Annotated in this window: 26 protein-coding genes and 2 pseudogenes; 12 read left to right on the top strand and 16 right to left on the bottom strand. The window is 62.4% G+C overall.

Features of this window, described 5'->3' with window-relative positions:
• Positions 1-96: 96 nt before the first annotated feature.
• The gene (locus tag NKH67_RS10925) at positions 97-1,509 is read right to left on the bottom strand and encodes an aminotransferase-like domain-containing protein (protein WP_352501587.1); all 1,413 of its coding nucleotides are present in this window, start codon (positions 1,507-1,509) and stop codon (positions 97-99) included.
• Positions 1,510-1,602: 93 nt separating this feature from the next.
• Between NKH67_RS10925 and NKH67_RS10920 the strand changes: the two genes are divergently transcribed.
• Positions 1,603-1,848, top strand: a complete 246-nt coding sequence (locus NKH67_RS10920) for a DUF1127 domain-containing protein (protein ID WP_352449398.1) — start codon at positions 1,603-1,605, stop codon at positions 1,846-1,848.
• A gap of 26 nt (positions 1,849-1,874) precedes the next feature.
• Here NKH67_RS10920 and NKH67_RS10915 read toward each other — a convergent pair whose 3' ends face one another.
• Genes NKH67_RS10915 through purC form a run of 6 tightly spaced genes read right to left on the bottom strand, consistent with a single transcriptional unit; the run spans position 1,875 to position 5,378 of the window.
• Positions 1,875-2,516, bottom strand: coding sequence for a Pr6Pr family membrane protein (locus NKH67_RS10915; protein WP_352501588.1), 642 nt, complete (start codon positions 2,514-2,516; stop codon positions 1,875-1,877).
• A gap of 4 nt (positions 2,517-2,520) precedes the next feature.
• Positions 2,521-2,931, bottom strand: a complete 411-nt coding sequence (locus tag NKH67_RS10910; RefSeq protein WP_352474652.1) for a hypothetical protein — start codon at positions 2,929-2,931, stop codon at positions 2,521-2,523.
• A 2-nt stretch (positions 2,932-2,933) separates the two neighbouring features.
• Positions 2,934-3,599: a glutathione S-transferase family protein gene (locus NKH67_RS10905; RefSeq protein WP_352501589.1), complete on the bottom strand. Its 666-nt coding sequence runs from the start codon at positions 3,597-3,599 to the stop codon at positions 2,934-2,936.
• Between the two features lie 31 nt (positions 3,600-3,630).
• Complete coding sequence (purQ, locus tag NKH67_RS10900; protein WP_352449402.1) at positions 3,631-4,299, bottom strand: phosphoribosylformylglycinamidine synthase subunit PurQ; 669 nt, start codon at positions 4,297-4,299, stop codon at positions 3,631-3,633.
• Between the two features lies 1 nt (position 4,300).
• The gene (purS, locus tag NKH67_RS10895) at positions 4,301-4,543 is read right to left on the bottom strand and encodes a phosphoribosylformylglycinamidine synthase subunit PurS (protein WP_352501590.1); all 243 of its coding nucleotides are present in this window, start codon (positions 4,541-4,543) and stop codon (positions 4,301-4,303) included.
• 40 nt (positions 4,544-4,583) lie between these two features.
• Positions 4,584-5,378 carry a phosphoribosylaminoimidazolesuccinocarboxamide synthase gene (purC, locus tag NKH67_RS10890; protein ID WP_023674725.1) on the bottom strand — a complete coding sequence of 265 codons (795 nt, stop codon included), beginning with the start codon at positions 5,376-5,378 and terminating at the stop codon, positions 4,584-4,586.
• Between the two features lie 270 nt (positions 5,379-5,648).
• Between purC and NKH67_RS10885 the strand changes: the two genes are divergently transcribed.
• A complete protein-coding gene (locus NKH67_RS10885; protein ID WP_023674726.1) occupies positions 5,649-5,969 on the top strand; it encodes a DUF1476 domain-containing protein in 321 nt (106 codons plus the stop codon).
• Positions 5,970-6,089: 120 nt separating this feature from the next.
• A complete protein-coding gene (locus NKH67_RS10880; RefSeq protein WP_352501591.1) occupies positions 6,090-6,863 on the top strand; it encodes an HpcH/HpaI aldolase family protein in 774 nt (257 codons plus the stop codon).
• A 98-nt stretch (positions 6,864-6,961) separates the two neighbouring features.
• Here NKH67_RS10880 and NKH67_RS10875 read toward each other — a convergent pair whose 3' ends face one another.
• Positions 6,962-7,510, bottom strand: a complete 549-nt coding sequence (locus NKH67_RS10875; RefSeq protein WP_352474656.1) for an RBBP9/YdeN family alpha/beta hydrolase — start codon at positions 7,508-7,510, stop codon at positions 6,962-6,964.
• A 271-nt stretch (positions 7,511-7,781) separates the two neighbouring features.
• On the opposite strand from NKH67_RS10875, the gene NKH67_RS10870 reads away from it, so the two are divergent.
• On the top strand, positions 7,782-8,594 hold the full coding sequence (locus tag NKH67_RS10870) for a VOC family protein (RefSeq protein WP_352501592.1): 813 nt from the start codon (positions 7,782-7,784) through the stop codon (positions 8,592-8,594).
• Position 8,595: 1 nt separating this feature from the next.
• Here NKH67_RS10870 and NKH67_RS10865 read toward each other — a convergent pair.
• The 4 genes and pseudogenes from NKH67_RS10865 to NKH67_RS10850 form a co-directional block, all read right to left on the bottom strand.
• Positions 8,596-9,095, bottom strand: a pseudogene (locus tag NKH67_RS10865) (RBBP9/YdeN family alpha/beta hydrolase).
• A gap of 71 nt (positions 9,096-9,166) precedes the next feature.
• Positions 9,167-10,474: an adenylosuccinate lyase gene (purB, locus tag NKH67_RS10860; protein WP_352501593.1), complete on the bottom strand. Its 1,308-nt coding sequence runs from the start codon at positions 10,472-10,474 to the stop codon at positions 9,167-9,169.
• Between the two features lie 59 nt (positions 10,475-10,533).
• Entirely contained in the window at positions 10,534-11,034 is a 501-nt protein-coding gene (locus NKH67_RS10855; protein ID WP_352501594.1) for a hypothetical protein, read from the bottom strand.
• 11 nt (positions 11,035-11,045) lie between these two features.
• On the bottom strand, positions 11,046-11,771 hold the full coding sequence (locus NKH67_RS10850; RefSeq protein ID WP_352501595.1) for a DUF2259 domain-containing protein: 726 nt from the start codon (positions 11,769-11,771) through the stop codon (positions 11,046-11,048).
• Positions 11,772-12,020: 249 nt separating this feature from the next.
• Between NKH67_RS10850 and NKH67_RS10845 the strand changes: the two genes are divergently transcribed.
• The gene (locus NKH67_RS10845; RefSeq protein WP_352474015.1) at positions 12,021-12,275 is read left to right on the top strand and encodes a DUF2171 domain-containing protein; all 255 of its coding nucleotides are present in this window, start codon (positions 12,021-12,023) and stop codon (positions 12,273-12,275) included.
• 46 nt (positions 12,276-12,321) lie between these two features.
• Here NKH67_RS10845 and NKH67_RS10840 read toward each other — a convergent pair whose 3' ends face one another.
• Together NKH67_RS10840 and NKH67_RS10835 are read right to left on the bottom strand one after the other, a co-directional pair.
• Positions 12,322-13,341: a P1 family peptidase gene (locus tag NKH67_RS10840; RefSeq protein ID WP_352501680.1), complete on the bottom strand. Its 1,020-nt coding sequence runs from the start codon at positions 13,339-13,341 to the stop codon at positions 12,322-12,324.
• Between the two features lie 14 nt (positions 13,342-13,355).
• Positions 13,356-14,429, bottom strand: coding sequence for a branched-chain amino acid ABC transporter substrate-binding protein (locus NKH67_RS10835; RefSeq protein ID WP_352474016.1), 1,074 nt, complete (start codon positions 14,427-14,429; stop codon positions 13,356-13,358).
• 180 nt (positions 14,430-14,609) lie between these two features.
• On the opposite strand from NKH67_RS10835, the gene NKH67_RS10830 reads away from it, so the two are divergent.
• The 6 genes and pseudogenes from NKH67_RS10830 (at position 14,610) to NKH67_RS10810 (ending at position 18,938) form a co-directional block, all read left to right on the top strand.
• Positions 14,610-15,104 (top strand): flavin reductase, encoded by a 495-nt coding sequence (locus NKH67_RS10830; RefSeq protein WP_352457772.1) that lies wholly within the window; start codon positions 14,610-14,612, stop codon positions 15,102-15,104.
• Between the two features lie 33 nt (positions 15,105-15,137).
• A pseudogene (locus tag NKH67_RS34135) lies at positions 15,138-15,246 on the top strand (AAA family ATPase); the annotation flags it as partial.
• Positions 15,247-15,331: 85 nt separating this feature from the next.
• Positions 15,332-15,670 (top strand): XdhC family protein, encoded by a 339-nt coding sequence (locus NKH67_RS10825; RefSeq protein WP_352501596.1) that lies wholly within the window; start codon positions 15,332-15,334, stop codon positions 15,668-15,670.
• A 6-nt stretch (positions 15,671-15,676) separates the two neighbouring features.
• Positions 15,677-16,381: an XdhC family protein gene (locus NKH67_RS10820; protein WP_352501597.1), complete on the top strand. Its 705-nt coding sequence runs from the start codon at positions 15,677-15,679 to the stop codon at positions 16,379-16,381.
• Positions 16,378-17,988, top strand: coding sequence for an NTP transferase domain-containing protein (locus tag NKH67_RS10815; protein WP_352501598.1), 1,611 nt, complete (start codon positions 16,378-16,380; stop codon positions 17,986-17,988). The genes NKH67_RS10820 and NKH67_RS10815 overlap by 4 nt, the downstream gene beginning before the upstream one ends.
• Before the next feature lie 92 nt (positions 17,989-18,080).
• Positions 18,081-18,938 carry an alpha/beta hydrolase gene (locus NKH67_RS10810; RefSeq protein ID WP_352501599.1) on the top strand — a complete coding sequence of 286 codons (858 nt, stop codon included), beginning with the start codon at positions 18,081-18,083 and terminating at the stop codon, positions 18,936-18,938.
• On the opposite strand, the gene NKH67_RS10805 is transcribed toward NKH67_RS10810, so the two are convergent.
• Positions 18,935-19,972: a DUF1176 domain-containing protein gene (locus tag NKH67_RS10805; protein WP_353030751.1), complete on the bottom strand. Its 1,038-nt coding sequence runs from the start codon at positions 19,970-19,972 to the stop codon at positions 18,935-18,937. The two genes, NKH67_RS10810 and NKH67_RS10805, sit on opposite strands and share 4 nt — an antisense overlap.
• 123 nt (positions 19,973-20,095) lie before the next feature.
• On the opposite strand from NKH67_RS10805, the gene NKH67_RS10800 reads away from it, so the two are divergent.
• Positions 20,096-20,602, top strand: a complete 507-nt coding sequence (locus NKH67_RS10800; protein ID WP_352541421.1) for a DUF1993 domain-containing protein — start codon at positions 20,096-20,098, stop codon at positions 20,600-20,602.
• Between the two features lie 45 nt (positions 20,603-20,647).
• Here NKH67_RS10800 and NKH67_RS10795 read toward each other — a convergent pair whose 3' ends face one another.
• Positions 20,648-20,812, bottom strand: coding sequence for a hypothetical protein (locus NKH67_RS10795; RefSeq protein WP_023674744.1), 165 nt, complete (start codon positions 20,810-20,812; stop codon positions 20,648-20,650).
• Positions 20,813-20,870 lie beyond the last annotated feature (58 nt).

The following is a 20,870-nucleotide window of genomic DNA, read 5'->3' as shown; positions in this document are numbered from 1 at the left end:
GCCGATACACCCCGTTGGATGACTAAAACGATGGAAAGCAACAGCTGACCGCAAGTAGCGAAAGATCGCCACTCGACCCGCCGGTTTCAAGCCGGTTCAGGAAAAGCTGTCGTAGCCGGCGCGGCCCTCGTCCAGAAGCCGCCGGATTACCGCGACGCCGTGCGCGATATCGTCCCGCTGCCGCGGTTGCGAGATGCCAAACCGTACGCCGTGAAAGGCCTGTTCGGAACGCCCTGCCTTGAACTCGTCCTCGTCGTCGATGAGCACGCCATGTTCGAGGCAGGCCTGCTTGAAAGTGCCGGAAAGCCATGGGTCCGGCAAAGTGAGCCAGACGAACGGCACGTTATCCAGCGCCTTGAAATCGAAGCCGTCGAGTGTCTCGCGCACGATCGCGATGCGCGCACCGATCTCGGCAATGCTGCGCTTGCGCACCTCAGCGGCCTGACCGGACAGCACCAGCCGGCTGCCCACCTCCGCCAGCAGAAAGGGCAGGCCGCCCGTCATCATCTTGTGGGCAACCCGGATGCGGTGACGATAGGCCGGCGGGCAAGCGAGCCAGCCGCCGCGAACACCCGCCGCAACCGATTTCGACAGGCCGCCGGCAACGATGGTCCGTTCGGGAGCATATTCGGCCATTAAAGGCGTTGGGTCATCGGTCAGTCCGCCATAGAGATCGTCCTCGATCAGGACGACGTTATATTGACGGGCGACATGCGCGATTGCCTCGCGGCGCGATGCCGACAGCGTTGTCAGCGTCGGGTTCTTGGCCGTCGGCATCAAAAACATCATCTTCGGGTGCTTTTGTGCGCAGACGCGCTCGAAATCCTGGGGATCGATGCCCTCGTCGTCAGTCGCCACCAGTGCGGTCCGGCGCCCGATCAGGCCGGCACTGCGCGAGATCTGCGAATAGGTGAGGTGCTCGAAGACGACATAGTCGCCGGGGGCGGTGAGCCCCGCAATGGTTGCCATCACCGCGGCGTGGGTGCCGAGCGTGGGAACGATTGCATCCGTCGCCGGGCGATAGGAATTGCGCGACAGCCAGCGCCTGCCGGCTTCGAACCAGCGGTCCGGGAAATCACGAGTATAGCTTGAAATCTCATGCGGATGGTCTTGCGCCGTGCGTGTCAACACATCGGCGACGATGGCACCCTGGCCGACATCCGGTGCGGCGGTGCTATCGAAGCGCAGCTTGTCGCCGGGCGCATCCATATAGCGCGTGCCTTGTTCGACCGGCCCCAGGAAATCCGGCTTTGCGCTCTCCGACTGTTGAGCGAGAACATAGGTTCCGCGGCCGACCTCGCCGCTGACCAGTCCCCGCTCGCGCAGCAATTGATAGGCCCTGCCAACCGTGCCGACGGTCGTGCCGATGTCGTATGCCAGATCGCGCTGCGGCGGCAGCTTTGCCCCTGCACCGATCAGGCCGCGGTCGATGTCCGTCTCGATGGAATCAGCAAGCCGCTGATAGAGCGGGCCGGTGCGGGCGGTCAGGTCTGGAAGCCAAGTTGTCATGGTGACAATTTTTTACATTGCACCGAAATGAGAGTCAATACATATGGAGCGGGCCGTACGAAAAGGCACAATTGCAATCTTGGCAGAAAGAAAATGGGTACAATAGAGACAATCCGCTACGCGGCAGTTGAATTGACCGGAAGCCGCTCGTCGGGCCGGAGATCCTATGTTCGCGGGCTCGTGCAAGTGGTCACGTCATTCGTCCGATGGATCGACAGCCTGCTGGATCGCCGCCGCAGTCGGCTGGTCCTGCTCGAGATGACCGACGCCCAGCTCAAGGATATCGGCATTTCACGCTGCGATGCCCATCGTGAAGGTCTGAGGCCGTTCTGGGACTGAGGAGTTCGACGGGGCGCTATCGCGCGTTAGCGGACGCCCGCCGCCCTGATCCGCGTGACACCGTGGTCCACAAGCACCGCCACAATGCACAGCATCAGAAAGAGCCCGGTGATGGCCAGAGCCGAGACGGCGACGCTGGTCGCGCCGTTCTTGGCGAGATCGAGGAACGGGTAGGGCACTTCACCGGCAATCGGCGCCCGCAGCAGCGCGTAGGCCAGATAGGCGATCGGATAGATCATCCACCAGGAGATGTCGCGCCACCGCGTCGAGCCGTCGGCGCCTGCCACAAGCCACCACAGCACGAACAACACCGGCGTCACATAGTGCAGGAGCACATCGCAGAGCAGGAACAGCCCTTGCGGCTGCCAAAGCTGCGCCAGGACCGTTGCATAAACGATGAGGACCAGCGTTATGGCGACGGCTACGCCCGCCCGCATCCGTGGCGCGGAAAAGGCCGGAAACCATGCATAACCCGTCGACGACAGCAACGAGGCATGGACGAGCACCGCGCCGATGTTGGTCAGGATGGTGAAGAAGCTGAAATAGAAGACCAGCGAGCCGGCAAAGCCGCGGCCGGCTTCCATTGATGCCGGGACGGTGATGCAGAGCTGCAGGACGAGCCCGGCCAGGCCGACGACCAGACCGGCGATCTGCAGCACGCGACCCATTGGGCTAGGCAGCAGCGCCGCAGGCCGGATTGCCCGCCTGCCAGCGGGCAATGTCCGAGCCGATGCGGGCGCCGAGCGGTTCCGCCATCAATGGGCCGAACACGTCGACGCGGCTCGAATTGCCTTGCGCCTGCACGACCAGCAACGGCTTTCCACCATAATGTTTGGCCGGCACCAGCAGGAAGCGCGGCGTGCCGCTGAACGAATTCAGCTCGTTGGCCATCTGGTACGATTTGAAGGCAGGGTCCTTGCTGGCGATCCAGCATTTGTGGGCAGCTATTGCCACCTGCTCCATGGCAAGCAGTGACGCGCTCTTGCCCGCCGGCGCCGGCGCGCTCTTCGGGCCTGACTGGCAGGAGGCGAGTACAAGACCGGCGGAAGCGGCGAGGGCGAGGCGGGCGAGTGTCGATCGCATGGTCAAGCGGCGCCCATCTCGAGTTCGGACAGAAACACCTTCAGACCGTCTGTCATCTCACCCCAGACGCGCGACAGCGCCGGATGCTGCAGGGCGATTTGCTCATAGGCATCGAATTTCGGATAGCCATCAAGCAGGTCGGGGCGGCCGATCGTCGCCCTGAAATTGTTGAAGACGAAGCGGGTCGGCGTCAGCCAGGCATCGGCGAAGGAGATGTCGTCGCCGAGCGCGAACGGGCCATGCGCCATGCGCGCCTCGATTGCCGCGAGCCCGTGCTGCAATCGGGCGAACTGTGCCTTGATCTCCGCCTCGTTGCGCTGCGGCACGAAATGGAGCTCGAACAGCTTCATGGTCGGGGCGAGCACGTCGAGGTCGGTGATGCGGGCGAACATGCGCACCAGCGCCCGGTCCTTCGAGTCCCTCGGCAGCAGCGCCGGCTCGGGAAAGCGCTCCTCCAGATATTCGGCGATGACCACCGATTCGACGATCGTTTCGCCGGAGCCGGTGATCAGCACCGGAATCCGGTTCAACGGCGAGATGGCACGAAACGCCTCGGGGATGGGAAACCCCGGCGGCGGTGCAATGAGCTTGAGCGGCACGTTCTTGATGTAGGCCAACGCCCGCACGATCGACGAATAGGGCGACAACGGCCGCGAATAGAGTTTCATGACCGTGGCTCCAGGAGGAAAATTGAAGGCATCAAGCGGCGATGCCCAGCGCGCTTTCGAACAGCGCCCGGCCGTCGCTGCCGCCATGCGCCGCTTCGATCAGGTTCTCGGGATGCGGCATCAGGCCGAGCACATTGCCGCGGCCGTTGACGATACCGGCAATGTCGTTGATCGAGCCGTTGGGATTGGTGCCTACGGCATAGCGGAACACCACCTGGCCTTCGCCTTCGAGGCGGGCCAGCGTTTCGGCATCGGCAAAATAATTGCCGTCATGGTGCGCCACCGGCGCGCGGATGATCTGGCCCGGCTGATAGCGGCGGGTAAACATCGTGTTGGCGTTGGCGATCTGCAGCTTCACCTGACGGCAGACGAATTTCAGCGAGGTATTGCGCATCAATGCGCCCGGCAGCAGGCCGGCCTCGACCAGGATTTGGAAGCCGTTGCAGACGCCGATGACCGTAACGCCCATGGCCGCCTTTTCGGCCACCGCCCGCATTACTGGCATGCGCGCGGCAATCGCGCCGCAGCGCAGATAATCGCCGAACGAAAAGCCGCCGGGAATGGCGATCAGGTCGACATCGGGAATTTCGGTGTCGGTCTGCCAGACGGTGACCGGCGGCGTGCCGGAAATCTTGGTCAGCGCCGCGATCATGTCGCGGTCGCGATTGAGGCCGGGGAGCAGGACGACGGCTGATTTCACCTCAGGCGATCTCCACCGCGTAATTCTCAATCACCATATTCGCCAGAAGCTTGTCGCACATGGCATTCAGATCCGCTTCGGCCTTGGACTTGTCGCTCTCGGCAAGTTCGATATCAAAAACCTTGCCTTGCCGCACCTGGCCGATGCCGCCGAAACCCATTGCGGACAGCGCATGCTCGATTGCCTTGCCTTGTGGGTCTAGCACGCCGTTCTTGAGGGTTACGGTAATGCGGGCCTTGATCACGCTGGACATGTTCCTGTTCATCTGTTGAGCGGGCAAGCCGTCAGTGCGGCTTGCCTTTGACGCCGTCGGTCGATGCGACGAGCACCGGCCCGGCCGGACGCGGTGGCTCGTTCTCGTTCATGATGCCGAGACGGCGGGCAACTTCCTGATAAGCCTCGACCAGCCCGCCCATGTCGCGGCGGAAGCGGTCCTTGTCGAGCTTGTCCTGCGTCGCCACGTCCCACAGCCGGCAGGAATCCGGCGAGATCTCATCGGCAACGACGATGCGCATCATATCGCCTTCGAACAGGCGGCCGCATTCAATTTTGAAATCGACCAACTGGATGCCGACGCCCATGAACAGGCCGGAAAGGAAGTCGTTGACGCGAATGGCCAGCGCCATGACATCGTCGATCTCCTGTGGGCTCGCCCAGCCGAAGGCGGTGATGTGCTCTTCCGAGACCATCGGATCGTCGAGCGCATCGGCCTTGTAATAGAATTCGATGATCGAGCGCGGCAGCACGGTGCCTTCCTCGATGCCCAGGCGCTTGGCCAGCGAGCCGGCGGCGACGTTGCGCACCACCACTTCGAGCGGGATGATCTCGACTTCCTTGATCAACTGCTCGCGCATGTTGAGCCGGCGGATGAAGTGGGTCGGAATGCCCATCCGGTTGAGATGATTGAAGATGTGCTCGGAAATGCGGTTGTTGAGCACGCCTTTGCCATCGACGATTTCATGCTTCTTCTTGTTGAAAGCGGTAGCGTCGTCCTTGAAGAACTGGATCAGCGTGCCAGGCTCCGGTCCCTCATAAAGGATCTTGGCCTTGCCTTCATAAATGCGGCGGCGATTTTTCATCTGATTTTTCTCTGGATTTGCGGGCAGGCGGCAAGCGACCAGTTCCTGTCCGTCTGCCTAAAATAAGATGGCGACGGTGGGGTTCAATGCCGGTGTCTATCCCAATCGCACTGTTTGCTCAATCGGCAAATCCTTTCAATCAACCGCTTTCGGGCACCGAAATGCCGCAGCGCAGCAAGCAATGTAGCATATTGACCGGCCGGCGCCCTTTTGGTTTGTGCTCCGGCAACACATATTGGCACAACGAATCGGATTTCACGGAGGGATGCCATGAGCAGCATGAAAGACCGCGAAGAGGGCTTTGAGCGCAAATTCGCATTCGACGAGGAACTTCGGTTCAAGGCTGCGGCACGCCGCAACAGAGCGCTCGGCCTGTGGGCTGCCGAAAAGCTCGGCAAGTCCGGCGCCGATGCCGACGCTTATGCCAGGGAAGTGGTCGTCAGCGACATCGAGGAAGCCGGCGATCACGACGTTTTCCGCAAGATACGCAAGGATTTCGATGCGGCCGGCATCGACCAGTCGGACCATCAGATCCGCCGCACCATGGATGAATTGATGGCGCAGGCGATCGAGCAGATCAAGAACACCTGATTTTTCAGCCGGTACCGATCGAATGCTGGACCAATCGACCGCCCGGCCTAACCGCGCGGTTTTTCTTTGCCTTTGCGGTCATTTCCGGCTGAATTGCTGCAAGCAAAGAGGAAATCGCCAATGTCCCTGAAGTCACGCCTTGCGGTCGACGAGACGCTGTTCACCGCATGGTCCGGCGTGCCGGATGCCTTGACGGTCGAGATACTGGCCAGGCAAGGGTTCGACGCGGTTACGCTCGACATGCAGCATGGGGGCCATCACGAGGACAGCGTGCTGCGCGGGCTTGTGCCGGTGCTGGCCGCCAACAAGCCGGCTTTGGTGCGCATCCCGGTCGGCCGCTTCGACATGGCCAGCCGCGCGCTCGACTTCGGCGCCGAAGCGGTGATCGCCCCGATGGTGAATTCGGTGGCGGACGCAAAGCTGTTTGCTGCCGCGATGAAATACCCGCCACTCGGCGAGCGCTCCTGGGGCCCGACCTATGCTTTTCCGCGCCATGGCAAGGGCGACTATGCCGACTGGCTGCGCGACAGCAACCAGCGCACCATGGCGTTCGCCATGGTCGAAACGCGGGCCGCGCTTGATGCACTCGACGGCATCCTCGACACGCCGGGCATCGACGGTATCTTCCTTGGCCCGTCGGATTTCTCGATCGCCTGGTCGAAGGGCACCACCGTCAGTTCGACGCTGGAGAGCATGATGGAGACCGTCGCCTCGATCGCCGAGCGCACCCGCAAAGCCGGCAAGCATGCGGCGATCTATGTGATGGAACCGGCCATCGCCGGTCGCGTGGTGTCGATGGGTTACCGGCTGCTGGCGATGGGTTCCGAGCATTCGCTGATTTCGCTTGGGGCAAAGACCCTGCTGAGCAGCGTCAGGGATTCGATCGCTTCCTAGAGCAATTCCAGGAAAAGTGTGAAACGGTTTTCCGTCCGGAATTGCGTCAAAACAAAGAGATAGAGCGGTTCGCCGTTTCCGTGAAACGATGAACCGCTCTAGAGATCCGTCAGGAATTTCGCGAACGTCATCGAACCTTCGGGCCATGGGCCGAAGCCGGAATCCGCGTTGAGATGACCGGCATCGCCGGCGTCGATGAACAGCGAGCCCCACGCCGCGGCAATGTCCTCGGCGACGCCGAAGGCGCAGAACGGGTCGTTGCGGCTTGCGATCACCACCGACGGAAATGGCAGCGGGTCACGCGGGTAGGGGCCGAAGGTCATCAGGTGCCTCGGCTTTATCTCAGGGTTGGCGACATCGGGCGGCGCCACGAAGAAAGCGCCGGCGACCGGTCGCTCGAACCGAGGCAATGCCTGGATGACCGCGGCGACGCCAAGCGAGTGAGCGACAATGACGACCGGCCGCTCGGCCTCGTTAACCGCCTTGGCGACACCGGCCGTCCAATCCTCGCGCACCGGCTTCGACCATTCCGTCTGTTCGACGCGGCGCGCTGTCGATAGTTTCGACTGCCAGCGGCTCTGCCAATGATCGGGGCCGGAATTGGTGTAGCCCGGCACGATGAGAATATCTGCTTCCCTGACTTTCATGGCGCGCATGTAGCGAGAGGCGCTGTCGGGTGCAACCGGGTATGAACTCAACAGCGACACGCAAACGGCCTCTCATCAGCCCGGTTCTGCTCGCTATTGTGAACACCATGTTCGCTTCTTGCGCTCTTGTGTGAACGATCGCGATCGACGATCTGTCGCTGAGAAAGAATGGCTGTTCCGAGATTTTGGCACGGACACGGCGTAGAATGATTGATGGCGCCGGGTTCCTTCGTTGGAAGCTTGTCGAGCGCCGGCTGAACGGAGCACTTTGATGAGCGAACTGCCTTTTGCCGCGACGACCCCGGTCAGCGTTGCCCGTGTCGGCTTGCGGGCGCGCGATGCAGAAAATCTCGCTGCCTACTATCGCAAAGTCGTCGGTTTGCAGGAACTGACCCGCTCCGGCGGCACGATTACGCTCGGCGCAGTCAATCGCCCTTTGCTCGACATCGAAGCGGATCCGGCTGCGAAACCCGATGACCCGCGCAGCGCCGGTCTTTTCCACACCGCCTTCCTGCTACCCAGCCGGGCCGATCTCGGCCGCTGGATCAATCACGCCATCGCCGGTAAGATCGGCATCGAGGGCGCATCCGACCATCTGGTCAGCGAGGCTCTTTATCTGACCGATCCGGAAGGCAACGGCATCGAGATCTATGCCGACCGCCGCCCCCAGGATTGGAAATGGAATGGCGACAAGATCGCGATGGCGACGGAGCGGCTGAACATTCCGTCGGTCATTGCCGAAGTGCCGGCCGGTGACGCCGGCTGGCAGGGCGCGCCGGAAAACAGCATTATCGGCCACGTCCATTTGCGGGTCGGCAGCCCGGAAGAAGCCGAAGCATGGTGGCATCAGGAGTTCGGTTTCGACACAGTGGCAAAGTACGGTGGCGCGGCGGTGTTCCTGTCGTCCGGCGGCTATCATCACCACATTGGCGCAAATGCGTGGCAGAGCGCGGGCGCCGGTCGCCGCGATCCCGCCCGCTCCGGCTTGGCCTGGGTCGAGATGCGTTCGGACAATGCCGCAAGCGAGACCACCCGCGAGGATCCGTGGGGCACGGTGATAAGGACGGTTCCCGGTAAGGCGTAGGCTAGAGGTTCGCCTTCTCAAGCAGGCGTCCAAGCATCAGCAGGCCCGCTGGCCATAAGCCGAGGCGGGCCTCGTTTCCCATATGGCCAAGATCGCCGGCATCGGCGATGTCCGCACCCCAGGCTCCGGCAAAGGCGGTCGCCTTGTCGAAGGTACGCGTGGGTCGCTGCGGCTCGCCACCACCAATGCCGGGAAGGGCAGGCGCTTCAGCGGCATCGGCGCGAACGGGCGCACCGCGTCGAATGAAGGATCGGTATCCTCGACATTGGTCGCGGCGACCAGGAATGCCGCCGCGACCTTGTCGAGTTGGCTTTGACTGGCGCCGGCAGCCCACTTCACCGCCGTCGCCACCGCCAGCGAATGCGCAAGCAGCACGACGCGGCGCGGTGCGGCGGCCACCGCGGCATCCACCTGGCCGATCCAGTCTTCAGGCTTTGGCCGGTCCCACTCGGCCTGCAGCACGCGGCTCGAATTGGGGAACACCCGGCACCAATGCGACATCCAATGATCCGGTCCGGAATTGCCGCGCCCGGGCAGGGCAAGAAAATCGAAATCTTCGGCCGACGAAATCATCAGACCTCTCCAAACACTCTGCTGAAGATCGTATCGACGTGCTTGGTATGATAGCCCAAATCGAATTTCTCGCGGATCTCGGCCTCGGGCAGGGCAGCGACAACGTCCTTGTCGGCCAGAAGTTCCTCAAGAAAATCAGCGCCTTGCTCCCACACCTTCATGGCGTTGCGCTGCACCAGCCGGTAGGCGTCCTCGCGCGAAACACCGGCTTGCGTCAGCGCCAGCAGCACGCGCTGCGAATGCACAAGGCCACGGAATTTGTTCATGTTATTCAGCATGTTGTCGGGGTAGACGAGCAGTTTGTCGACAACGCTGGTCAGGCGTGAGAGCGCGAAATCGAGCGTCACCGTCGCGTCGGGCCCGATCATGCGCTCGACCGAGGAATGCGAGATGTCGCGCTCGTGCCAGAGCGCCACATTCTCCATTGCCGGCAATGCGAAGGAGCGCACCATGCGGGCAAGGCCGGTGAGGTTCTCGGTCAGCACCGGGTTGCGCTTGTGCGGCATCGCCGACGAGCCCTTCTGTCCGGGTGAAAAGTACTCTTCTGCTTCAAGTACCTCGGTGCGCTGCAGATGGCGCACCTCGATCGCCAGCCGCTCGATCGACGAGGCGATAACGCCGAGCGTGGCGAAGAACATCGCGTGGCGGTCACGCGGGATCACCTGCGTCGACACCGGCTCCGGCTTCAGTCCGAGTTTCTTGGCCACGTATTCTTCGACATATGGGTCGATATTGGCGAATGTGCCGACCGCACCCGAGATGGCGCAGGTGGCGATGTCCTCGCGTGCGTGCACCAGCCTCTCGCGGCAACGCGAGAATTCGGCATAGGCCTGCGCCAGCTTGACGCCGAAGGTGGTCGGCTCGGCATGGATGCCGTGGCTGCGGCCGATGGTGATGGTGTCCTTGTGCTCGAAGGCGCGGCGCTTGAGCGCCGCAAGCAGCCCGTCAATGTCGGCCAGCAGGATGTCGCTGGCGCGGGTGAGCTGCACGGCAAAACAGGTGTCGAGAACGTCGGAGGATGTCATGCCCTGGTGGATGAAGCGGGCATCCGGCCCGACGAATTCAGCAAGATGGGTGAGAAAGGCGATGACGTCATGCTTGGTGACGCGCTCGATCTCGTCGATGGCGTCGACGTCGAACTTCGCCGCTCCGCCTTTCTCCCAGATGGTCTTGGCGGCCTCCTTCGGGATGACGCCGAGCTCGGCCAATGCGTCGCAGGCGTAGGCCTCGATCTCGAACCAGATACGGAACCGGGTTTCGGGTGACCAGATGGCCACCATTTCCGGCCGGGAGTAGCGAGGGATCATCAGTCGGTCCTGACTTGTGAGAGCATTTGCCCGCGTCCTAACAGAGGCAGGCAAAATGCTCAACGTTGCTGGCGCGCAAACCAGACACTGGCGACAGCGAGTGCAACGAAACCGAGCGGAAAATACAGCCGGATGCCGAGGACGACGAACTGGTAAAGCGCCGTCAACATCGTGAACACGAACTGGAAAACCCAGGTGATGGTGAGCGCGGGTGCATGCCATTGGACATAGTAGGAGCGGTATTGCAGCCCAAAGAGGCCGCCGGTGAAGGTAATTGTCGCGGCGAGAAGGCAGACCAAGGCGGCGGCGAGGGCGATTTCCCAGTGGCGTCCGAGCGAGACGAGCCGCGCCAGAAACAGCCCAACCGGGAAGGCCAGCGCGCCGCCGGCAGCATAAAGCAGCGAGACGAAGCGGACCTTCGCCGGGGTCTCCCAATCGTACAACAGCAGATTGAGCAGCGCGCTGGCGCCCATCGCCATGGCCCACAACAAGGCACCGGCAAATGCGGTGCGCAGCGGCGGCAAGGAGCGGCGGAGACGGCCCAGAGCGCGATAGCGCATGGCGGGGAACTTCACAGGCGACCGGTTACCGCGATCCAGCGATAGTCCGGCCCTTCGAAGCCGTATTGGCGCACCGCGATCAGCACGGCATAGGCGCTGAGGCTATCCAGCGAAAATGTCTGAACCGCGCCGATCTGGTAGCCATTCGGACAGCCTCTGCTTTGCGGGATCGATTTGTCCTCGTGAATGATCCTCGTCTGGCCGCCATCCTTCGCCTCGATGCGCAGCAGGCGAAAGCCATTGATCTCGCCCTGGCTCTGGCAGCGTTCGGTGTCGTTCATGCCGATCTGGTCGAGCCGGAACTCGAGCGGATCGTCGACCGGCGAGAAGATCGGGCGCGGATTGACCACCATGCGGAAGGGATCGGCAGAAAGCTCGGTCACCGGGTTGAAGCCGGCGGTGATGCCGCGATTTGCCGTGAGTTCCGCCTGACTGACGATCGCTTCGCCCCTTTGCCGGGCCTGCAGCCGCGCTGCGGCCACCGTGGCATTCTCGTCGTCGAGCCGGACACGTATCGGCGAGCCCTTCAGGAAACTGTCGTCGGCCGTGTCGATATAATAGCGTGTCGCATAGGGAAATCCCGATCCGTCCTGGACGCCGTATTCCTCGAAGGCAAAGACCCCGCCATCACTGCTGAAGCCGAGGATCTCAAGCTCGGCGACATCGCCTGCGAAGGCGGCGGCCAAAGTTGCAAGCGGGGCAAGCAGGCAGACTGCAAACAGGGCAAGATTTCGCATGGGGCTTTCCATTCCGACGGTCGACGCCCTCAAATTCCTATCACGATGCCGTCAAAAGATCGTGCTGACTGAAACACAAAGTCGATGCATCCAATCCGGCCGTCGTTTGTTATTGTCGGCAACTTCACCGCATCGTGCCTTCCGAAAATCAGGATCGATTTTCGGAAGGCGCGATGCATTGATTCAAAAATGTTTAGAGCGTCCTTTGCGCGTTCAAAGGGACGCGCGGCACTCTAAGGGAGACCCCCAATGATTGATGCAGCCAAGATTCGCGAACGTATGGAAGTGATCGGCGCCGACGGCGTCCATGTCGGTACCGTCGACAAGGTTGACGGAGATCGCATAAAGCTGACCAAGCGCGACAGCGGCGAGGGCGCTCACAGGGGCCATCACCACTTCATTCCTCTCAGCCTTGTCGCCGAGGTCGAGGGCCAGAAGGTGCGGCTGTCGGCAAACTCGGATGTTGCGGTCACGTTCGAGGAAGAAAAATCCGAACCCACCTGATCATAATCCAGTCTGACTACGGCTCACCCGAATGAGCGTTGCGCGTTCAGCGCGACGACCAGACCGGGAACAGATCGCCCTCGGCCGGCGTCGCGGCAAAGACGCCGCGGCTGATGGCGCGTGCCATCGTGGCGCCGGCCGCGGCGTAGAGATCGACGGCATCGTTGGGTGCGAGCTCAATGCCGCTCTTGCCCGTTGCCAGCGCGAAGACCAGATCGCCGTCTGCGGGCGTGTGTGTCGGCCAAATGGCACGGACAAAGCCGTCATGCGCCGATATCGCCAGACGTTTGGCGGCGGCCTTCGTGAGTACCGCATCGGTGGCGATCACGGCGATGGTCGTGTTGGCGCCGGTTTCCGCCTGTTCTGCCGCATGCTTGTCACGGAACTTCAGCAGGACCTTTCTGGCATCGTCAGGCATCGGGTGGGGATAGCCTAACCCGCCGAACTCGTCGCCGATCTCGAACGGCGCCGCCCAGAAATGGCGGGTCCCTGCGACCGTCACCGAGCCGGTCGGGTTGACGGCGGCGAGCGCGCCGATGGTGACGCCGCTGTCCAGCACTGTCGAGGCCGAGCCGAGCCCGCCCTTCAGGCCGGAACTCAAAGCCCCGCTACCTGCGCCGGCGGTGCCGAGCGCAAAGTCTATCGCAGCGGCTTGCGCGGCTTCGTAGCCAAGGTCACGGTAAGGCGGATACCGGCCCCAATCCTTGTCGCCGCCATTGCGCAGGTCGAACAGGATCGCCGCCGGCACGATCGGCACGCGAAAGCCGCCGACCTCGACGCCGATGCCCCTTTCACGTAATGCCGCCTGCACCCCCGACGCGGCGTCGAGGCCAAAAGCCGACCCGCCCGAAAGCACCAGGGCATGGATGGCGTGGATCGAATTGTGCGGCTCGAGCAGGTCGGTTTCGCGGGTGCCCGGCGCACCGCCCAGGATTTGCACGCCGGCCACGGCCGGTTCGTCGCAGATGACGGTGGTCACACCCGATTTCAGCTTGGCATTCGCCGCATTGCCGACACGCAGGCCGGCGACGTCCGTGATGAGATTGCGCGGACCCGCATGGAATATCCCTGTGCTGGACATCATTGGCTCTCCGCCGGCACGAAACGGCCGCCGTCGAAACGGAAGGCTCGATAAGGATTTTGCGTCAGGTCACCTTTTTCGTCAAAGCGGATCGGTCCGATCGCCGTGGTGAAGTCATGCGCGGTCAGCACGTTGGCCAGCCTCTCGCCGGAGCTTTGCGTCAATGCTGAAGCCGACTTGGCGATCTCGACCGCGGCATAGGCGGGCAGCGTGTAACCTTCCGGCACGATGTTTTGTCCGGCAAAGCTCTGCAGCACCTTGGGGTCGGCGACATCGGCCCATTCGGGCGGCGCGATCATCAGCGTGCCGTCGGCATAAGCCACGTCGCCGAGCGGCGCGCGCAACGCTTCGCCGCCGGCAAACACCATGCCGGTATTTAGCTGGCCAGCATCCCGGCCCATAATGGCGACATCATCGCCGTCGCCGCCGGCAAAGACATGCGTTGCGCCGGCTTTCCTAAGTCGGCCGATCAGGCCGATCTGGTTATCGAGCTGCGGCCGGAACGTGTCGACGAAAACCGGCTTCAGCGCCGCTTGCTCGGCGGCTGCCCGAAATGTCTCGGCCATTTCGCGGCCATAGATCGTACCGTCGTCGACGATGGCGAACAGCTCGGTCTGCCATAGGCGGGTGAGGATGGCAGCGACGGCATTGCGCTCGTCGTCGCCGCGCGGCCCGAGACGATAGATCGGCCATCCGGTCTTGGCGCGCCGGTCGGTCAGGCTTTCCGTGCGAACGCCGACTGTGATCACCGGTATGCCGGCATCCTTGAGGATCGGCAGAGCCGCCTCGATTGCGTCGGTGCACAAAAACCCGATGACGACGTTGACCTTGGCCGCGGTGAATTCCCGCGCGGCGGCGGCGCCACCGTCGGCCGTGCAGGCGTCATCGATCGTCCTGATCTCGGTACCGTCAGCTTCAGCCGCCATTGTCGCGCCGGCCTCGATCTGTTTGCCGAGGATTGCCGACGGCCCCGACAAAGGTGCCGCGACGCCGACCCGCAGCGTCTCGGCGCTCGCACTACCGGCGACCGAGAGCCAGGCCAGCACCGCTATTGTGGTTGTCCAACGTCGCATGCGAGCGAAGAATTCCTCCGCGCCGATCGCGTGTTCTGCCGGCGCCAATGCCGTCAAGACCTAAAGGCTGGCCAGCTTTGGCGCAACACGCGAATTCGGGATATAGGTCAAGCACTTCGCTTGTGGCCTGCAATATCCCCCCATATATAACGGTTGGTTCTGACTAGTGGAAAATCATCGGTGCTGAAGAAGAATGACATCGGGCCGCAGGCCTACCGCGACGCGATGGCCCATTTTGCTGGCCATGTGCATGTGGTCACCACCGATGGCCCTGCCGGCAGGCGCGGCGCAACGGTGATCGCGGCTTGCTCGGTGTCGGATACGCCGCCAACCATCCTGGTTTGCCTCAATCGTGAAAATCCCAAGAACGAGCCGTTCGTGGAAAACGGCAAATTTGCCCTGAACACGCTGGCTTCGGATCAGGAGCCGCTGTCGATCGGCTTTTCCGGCATTACCGGCCTGCCGGTCGAGGAGCGTTTCGCATTGGCCGAATGGGATGTGATCTCGACCGGTGCGCCGACGCTGAAGGGTGCGCTCGCCGTCTTCGACTGCGAACTGATCGACTCCAAGGATCTGGCCACCCACCGTGTGCTTTTTGGCAAGGTTACAGGTTTGCGCATCGGCGATAATTTGCGGCCGCTGATCTATCACAACCGCGGCTACCACGCTTTGTAGAGGCTTTCAGATGGCCGCGTCCGCGAAGACAGGATGACCGAGTTGAAAACCGCGTCCGGCGCCGCGGACGATCGACGAGACGCTAGATCTGTTGACCGGTGCGGACTATGTGGCGGACCGGTCGCTGGCAACCGTGCTGTTTTTTATGCGTTCGGTCGACGCGCGCCCGTGGATCGAGGCTGGCGTGAAGCGCGTCGCATAACCACATGTCTGCCAGGGAGAAAATCATGGAACGCAGTATCTATCTCGATGAGGCCCGCGACCCGCTGATCATCGCGGAGGGCTGGATGAAGGACGGCAAGGATGTCGCCATTGCCACCGTGGTCGAGACCTGGGGCTCGGCGCCGCGCCCGGTCGGCAGCCACCTGGTCATCGACGCCGAAGGCAATTTCCACGGCTCCGTCTCGGGCGGCTGCGTCGAAGGCGCCGTGGTCGCCGAGGCGATCGATGTTATCGATAGCGGCAAGGCCAAAATGCTCGAATTCGGCGTCGCAGACGAGACCGCCTGGCAAGTCGGCCTGTCATGCGGCGGCCGCATCAAGGTCTATGTAGAAAGATTGGGTTGATCTCGAATGGATCCCTATGCGCTGAAGACACTCAACGCCGAACGCCGCGCCCGCCGCGCGGCAATCCTGGTCACCGATCTCGGCGACGGCCGCGACCGTGTCGTGCGCGAGGGCGACCGGGTAGCCGGCGAACTCGGGGCGGCCGTCGCCAAGGCATTTCGCACGGGCAATTCCGGTTCGGTCGAAGCTGAGGGACGGACCTTCTTCCTCAACGCACATCTGCCGCAGCCTCGCCTGGTGGTCATCGGCGCCGTCCACATCAGCCAGGCGCTGGCACCGATGGCCAGGATCGCCGGCTATCCTGTCGAGATCATCGATCCGCGAACGGCCTTTGCCACGCCCGATCGTTTTCCCGATATCGCGCTGCATGCCGAATGGCCAGAGGATGTGCTGACGCGTCAGCCGCTCGATAGCTATACGGCGCTGGCTGCTCTCACCCACGATCCGAAGATCGACGATTTCCCGCTGAAGGCGGCGCTCGACGCCGGCTGCTTTTATGTCGGCGCGCTCGGCAGCCGCAAGACCCACGCCAAACGTGTGGAACGCCTGCTGGCTTCGGGAGCGACCGCCGACCAGATCGCCCGCATTCATGCCCCGATCGGCCTCGACATTGGGGCTGCCAGCCCGGCCGAGATCGCCGTCGCGGTGTTGGCGCAAGCGATCCACGCCTTTCGCTCCCGCGGCCTCGAATCCAAAGGCGCGGTCGCGTGAAATTTGGTCCCGTTGCGATCGATACGGCCGAAGGGGCAGTGCTTGCGCACGCCACCACGGTCGGAGAGCGCCGCTTCCGCAAGGCGCACAGGCTAAGCGCCGGGGATGTGTCGCTGTTGAAGGCCGCTGGCATTTCCGAGGTCGTAGCGGCGGTGTTGGCGCCCGATGATCTCAGCGAGGACGTCGCCGCCGAAAAGATCGCCGCATCCATGATCCATCGCAACATCGAGGCGAAGCCGGCCGCGACAGGCAGGGTCAACCTCCACGCGCAGGCTGCCGGCATGTTCACCGTCGACGCGGCGATGATCAACGCCATCAACGCCGTCGATCCGACGATCACCATCGCCACGCTCGCGCAGCATGCGCCGGTCGAAAAAGGTCAGATGGTAGCAACGGTGAAGATCATTCCGTTTGCGGTCGCCTCCGCTTTGGTCGATGCGGTGGCAAGGATCTGCGCGGGCGGCGAGATCTTTGCGGTCAACGCCTATCAGCCGGTGCGCGTCGGCGTCATCCAGACGGTGCTGCCCGGCATCAAACCCAGCGTGCTCGACAAGACGCTGCGCGTCACCGAAGCGCGCCTGGCGCGTTCGGGCGGCAGGCTGACGGCGGAGCGTCGAACCCCGCATGAAATTATCCCCGTCGCCGAGGCTGCGGCCTCGCTGATCCGCGACAACGATATGGTGGTGATCTTCGGCGCTTCGGCGATGGCCGATTTCGGCGACGTCGTTCCTGCTGCGATCGAAAGGGCGGGCGGCACTGTCATCCGCGCCGGCATGCCGGTCGATCCCGGCAATCTGCTGGTGCTCGGCACACTCGGCGGCAAGCGCATCATCGGTGCGCCGGGCTGCGCCCGCAGTCCCAAGGAGAACGGCTTCGACTGGGTGCTCGACCGGCTGATCGCCGGTCTCGACGTGACCGCCAGGGATATTGCCGGCATGGGTGTCGGCGGGTTGTTGATGGAAATTCCGACGCGGCCGCAACCGCGCGAGCCGTTGCCGGCCAAAGCCGAACCAAAGATCGAGATCGTGCTTCTGGCCGCCGGCCGCTCCAGCCGCATGGGCGGGCCGAACAAGCTCTTGGCGCTCTTCGATGGCAAGCCGCTGGTCCGTCGCACTGCCGAACGCGCGGTCGGTTCGAAAGCCGGGGCCACTATCGTCGTCACTGGCCACCAGCGCGAGCGCGTGCGCGATGCACTGTCTGGCCTCGATGTGACCTTCGCCGACAATCCGGATTTCGGCGAGGGTCTGTCTTCGTCGCTGAAGGCCGGCATCGCCAAGATTTCCGGCGACGCCGCCGGCGCCATGATTGTCCTCGGCGATATGCCCGGCGTCGCCTCGGCCGACCTCGACAGGCTGATTGAGGCGTTCCGCAGGTCCGAAGGCCGATCGGTGGTGCGGGCCTCGCACGACGGGCGGCGCGGCAATCCGGTGCTGCTGCCGCGTTCGCTGTTTGCCGCGATCGCTCACCTCGAAGGCGATACCGGCGCCCGCCATCTGGTCGAGGCCGAAGGGCTAGACGTCATCGATGTCGAGATCGGCGAAGGGGCAGCCGTCGACGTCGACACGCGCGAGGCGCTGGAAGGCGCCGGCGGCGTGCTGCAGGATTGACAAACCGAAGCCGAAAAACGCATGGCTGAGGGATGGCCTTTCGTTCCTGCTTCCGGTTCCGCTTGCCTCCCTTCGGCCTCCCGGCCCTGCTGATGGCGATTCTTTTGTCGCTCTCTTGTGCCGCCTACGCCAACGCTCTCGAACTCAAACCCTTCAAGGACGATCTGTTCGCCTACCCGGGCACGCTCTCGTCCGAGAGCAACGGCGCCTATACGGTTGTCGATTATCGTGAGCTGCGCGACATCAACGCTCGTGACGAAGTGCCTGAGCGTCGTGTACACGCGCAATACTCCGACACCGGCGTGCGTAAGGTGCAGCACGATCTCTTGCTGCCGACCGATGCAGGCGATGTCCGCCATATTGCCGTCGGCAAGACCGGGGGCGCCAGCATCATCGTGCTTTATCTGCACGGGCAGGGCGGCAGCCGCAAGCAGGGCATTGACGACTTCACCTTCGGCGGCAATTTCAACCGCATCAAGAACCTGATGGCCGGCAATGGCGGCCTCTATCTGTCGCCGGATTTTTCCGATTTCGGCGACACCGGTGCGACCCAGATCGCCGCGCTGATCAACCACTATGCCGAACAATCGCCGAGCGCAAAAATCTTCGTCGCCTGCGGCTCGATGGGCGGCTCAATATGCTGGAAGCTGGCCGCCCGCCATGACACCGGCGGGCGCATCGACGGGCTGCTGCTGCTCGGCTCGCTATGGGACGAGAGTTTCTTCTCAAGCCCCGCCTTCAAGCGTCGTGTGCCGGTCTTCTTCGGCCAGGGCAGCAAGGACCCGGTGTTTCCAATCGAGAAACAGGAAGCCTTCTTCCGATCGATTCTGGCCAAATCGAAAGCCTATCCGACCCGCTTCGTCCGCTTCGAGACCGGCACGCATGGCACCCCTATCCGCATGACCGACTGGCGCGGCACGCTCAATTGGATGTTGTCGAAGGCTCCCTAAGGCGCGGTATTGTAGTCGACGACCGTCTGCGGATTTTCCTCGCCGTCATAAGACGCGTCGACATCGTACTGGACCAGGGAAAAATCGCCGTTGCGAAACAGATAGGTCCCTGATGAAGAGGCATCGCCGATGCCACGCCATTTGTTGAAGCTGGTGATCGTCTTGGTCTCTTCGTCGTAATCGGAATTAGTTGCCCAGCCGGAGGTCTGGAAGCCAACTATGGTCATGCCCAGCAATTTGCCGTCGCTGTCATTGTTCTCGTAGCGGATGTCCATCTCAGGTTCGGCGAACTGCAATTGTCTCACGCCAAGCACGTCGTCGCTCATGTAATAGATCGAGTTTTCGTTGTAGGCCGCGGCCGAGCAGGCGAAATGGAAAAGCCGCGTTTCGCTTTCGGGATCACTGGCAGACGTATCCTTGCCCTTATAGGGGATCGAGAAAATGTCCGGCTCCTGCGCCAAAAGATCCTTGTCACACTGGTCGCCATAAGTCGCGGCAAACGCCTTTTTGGCTTGCTCAAGCGCTGCGTCCTTCTTCGGCGGCGGCCGTCCTTCGCCGCAGCTTGCCGGCACGGCATCCTCGAAATCGGCCTTTGAGGGTTTCAGCGCACCCTTATCGATGAAGATCGAGCGAAATGGCGGTTCCTGGATCGAGGCGTTGATCTGGCGCAGCGTATAGCAGCCGGCAAAGACATTTTCGCTGCCGTCCTTGGCCGTCGCCCGGATGGCGACCGGAACGCTATAGTAGATGCTGCCGGCAGCCCCGTCTTCGGATACGCCACCGGTTTTGACTTCGACCGTGTCCGTGCTGTCATAGCCTTTGACGAAGGAATTGAAATGCTTGGCCGGCTTGGTGTCGCCGAAATAATCCCAGGCGCGCGCGAATTCGTGCCGGCTGATGGCACTATAAAGTGACCGGATGACCGCTTCGGCATTCGACCTGTCGTCGATATAAGGCGCGTCTGCGGCGAGCGCCGATTGGCCGGCAATGGCAAGAGACACAAAAGCGGTCGCTGCAAAAAGGGCGCGTCTCATCGGGAACCTCCACTCGATGAAAAATCCTATCATATCGATTGCGGCGACGTGGTGACGCTTGAACAATCGCCTGCGAAGGCGCTACCTCTCGCCCTCGGCAGTCGGGCCGCGTGGAGATTTCTTGTGACCATATCAATGTATGAAGCATCCGTGCCGGTATTTTCGGCGAGGCTGAAGGCACTAGCCAATGTGCTGAACATTGCCGAGCAAAATGCGGCTGATCGCAAGATCGATCCGCAGGTGTATCTGACGGCGAGGTTGGCGCCGGACATGTTTGCCCTGACCAGGCAGGTACAGATTGCCACCGATCACGCCAAAGGCGCCCCGTCACGGCTTGCGGGACGCGAGGTGCCAAAATACGAGGACAATGAGGCGAACTTCGCTGATCTGCAGGCCCGCCTTACCAAGACGCTCGACTATCTCGCGACATTTTCGGCGGCCGAATTCGATGGTTCAGATGACAGGATAGTCGAACTGCGGCTTGCGGGACGCGAGGTTTCGATGCCGGGGATGCAGTATCTACTGCATGCCGCCATGCCCAATTTCTATTTCCACCTGACCACCGCCTACGACATCCTGCGCCACAACGGCGTGGCATTGGGCAAGTCGATCTTCCTCGGATCGCGTTGAGATCCGCTCGGGAGATATCCGCCACGGCGGATATCTCACGGTTGTTTAGCGCAGGGACATTTCCCGGGCGATGCGCGGGAAATCGGCAGGCTTAACGCCGATATCGGCGCGATCGGCATTGCTCATCGAATGGAGCAGCGCCAGCGCCGCTCGATAGCGCAGCTGTTCCCGCGGACGCGGACGAGCGAACATTTCAGTGAAGAATCCCATGATTCAAGCCCCTTATTGAACCTCCAAGGCGGTCAATATAAGCAGATCATGACGATTG

It is taken from the genome of Mesorhizobium sp. M0968, assembly GCF_040319065.1.
Taxonomy (GTDB): Bacteria; Pseudomonadota; Alphaproteobacteria; order Rhizobiales; family Rhizobiaceae; genus Mesorhizobium.
Note: the sequence above shows the minus strand (reverse complement) of the source record. Positions and strands in the feature narration are given on the sequence as shown.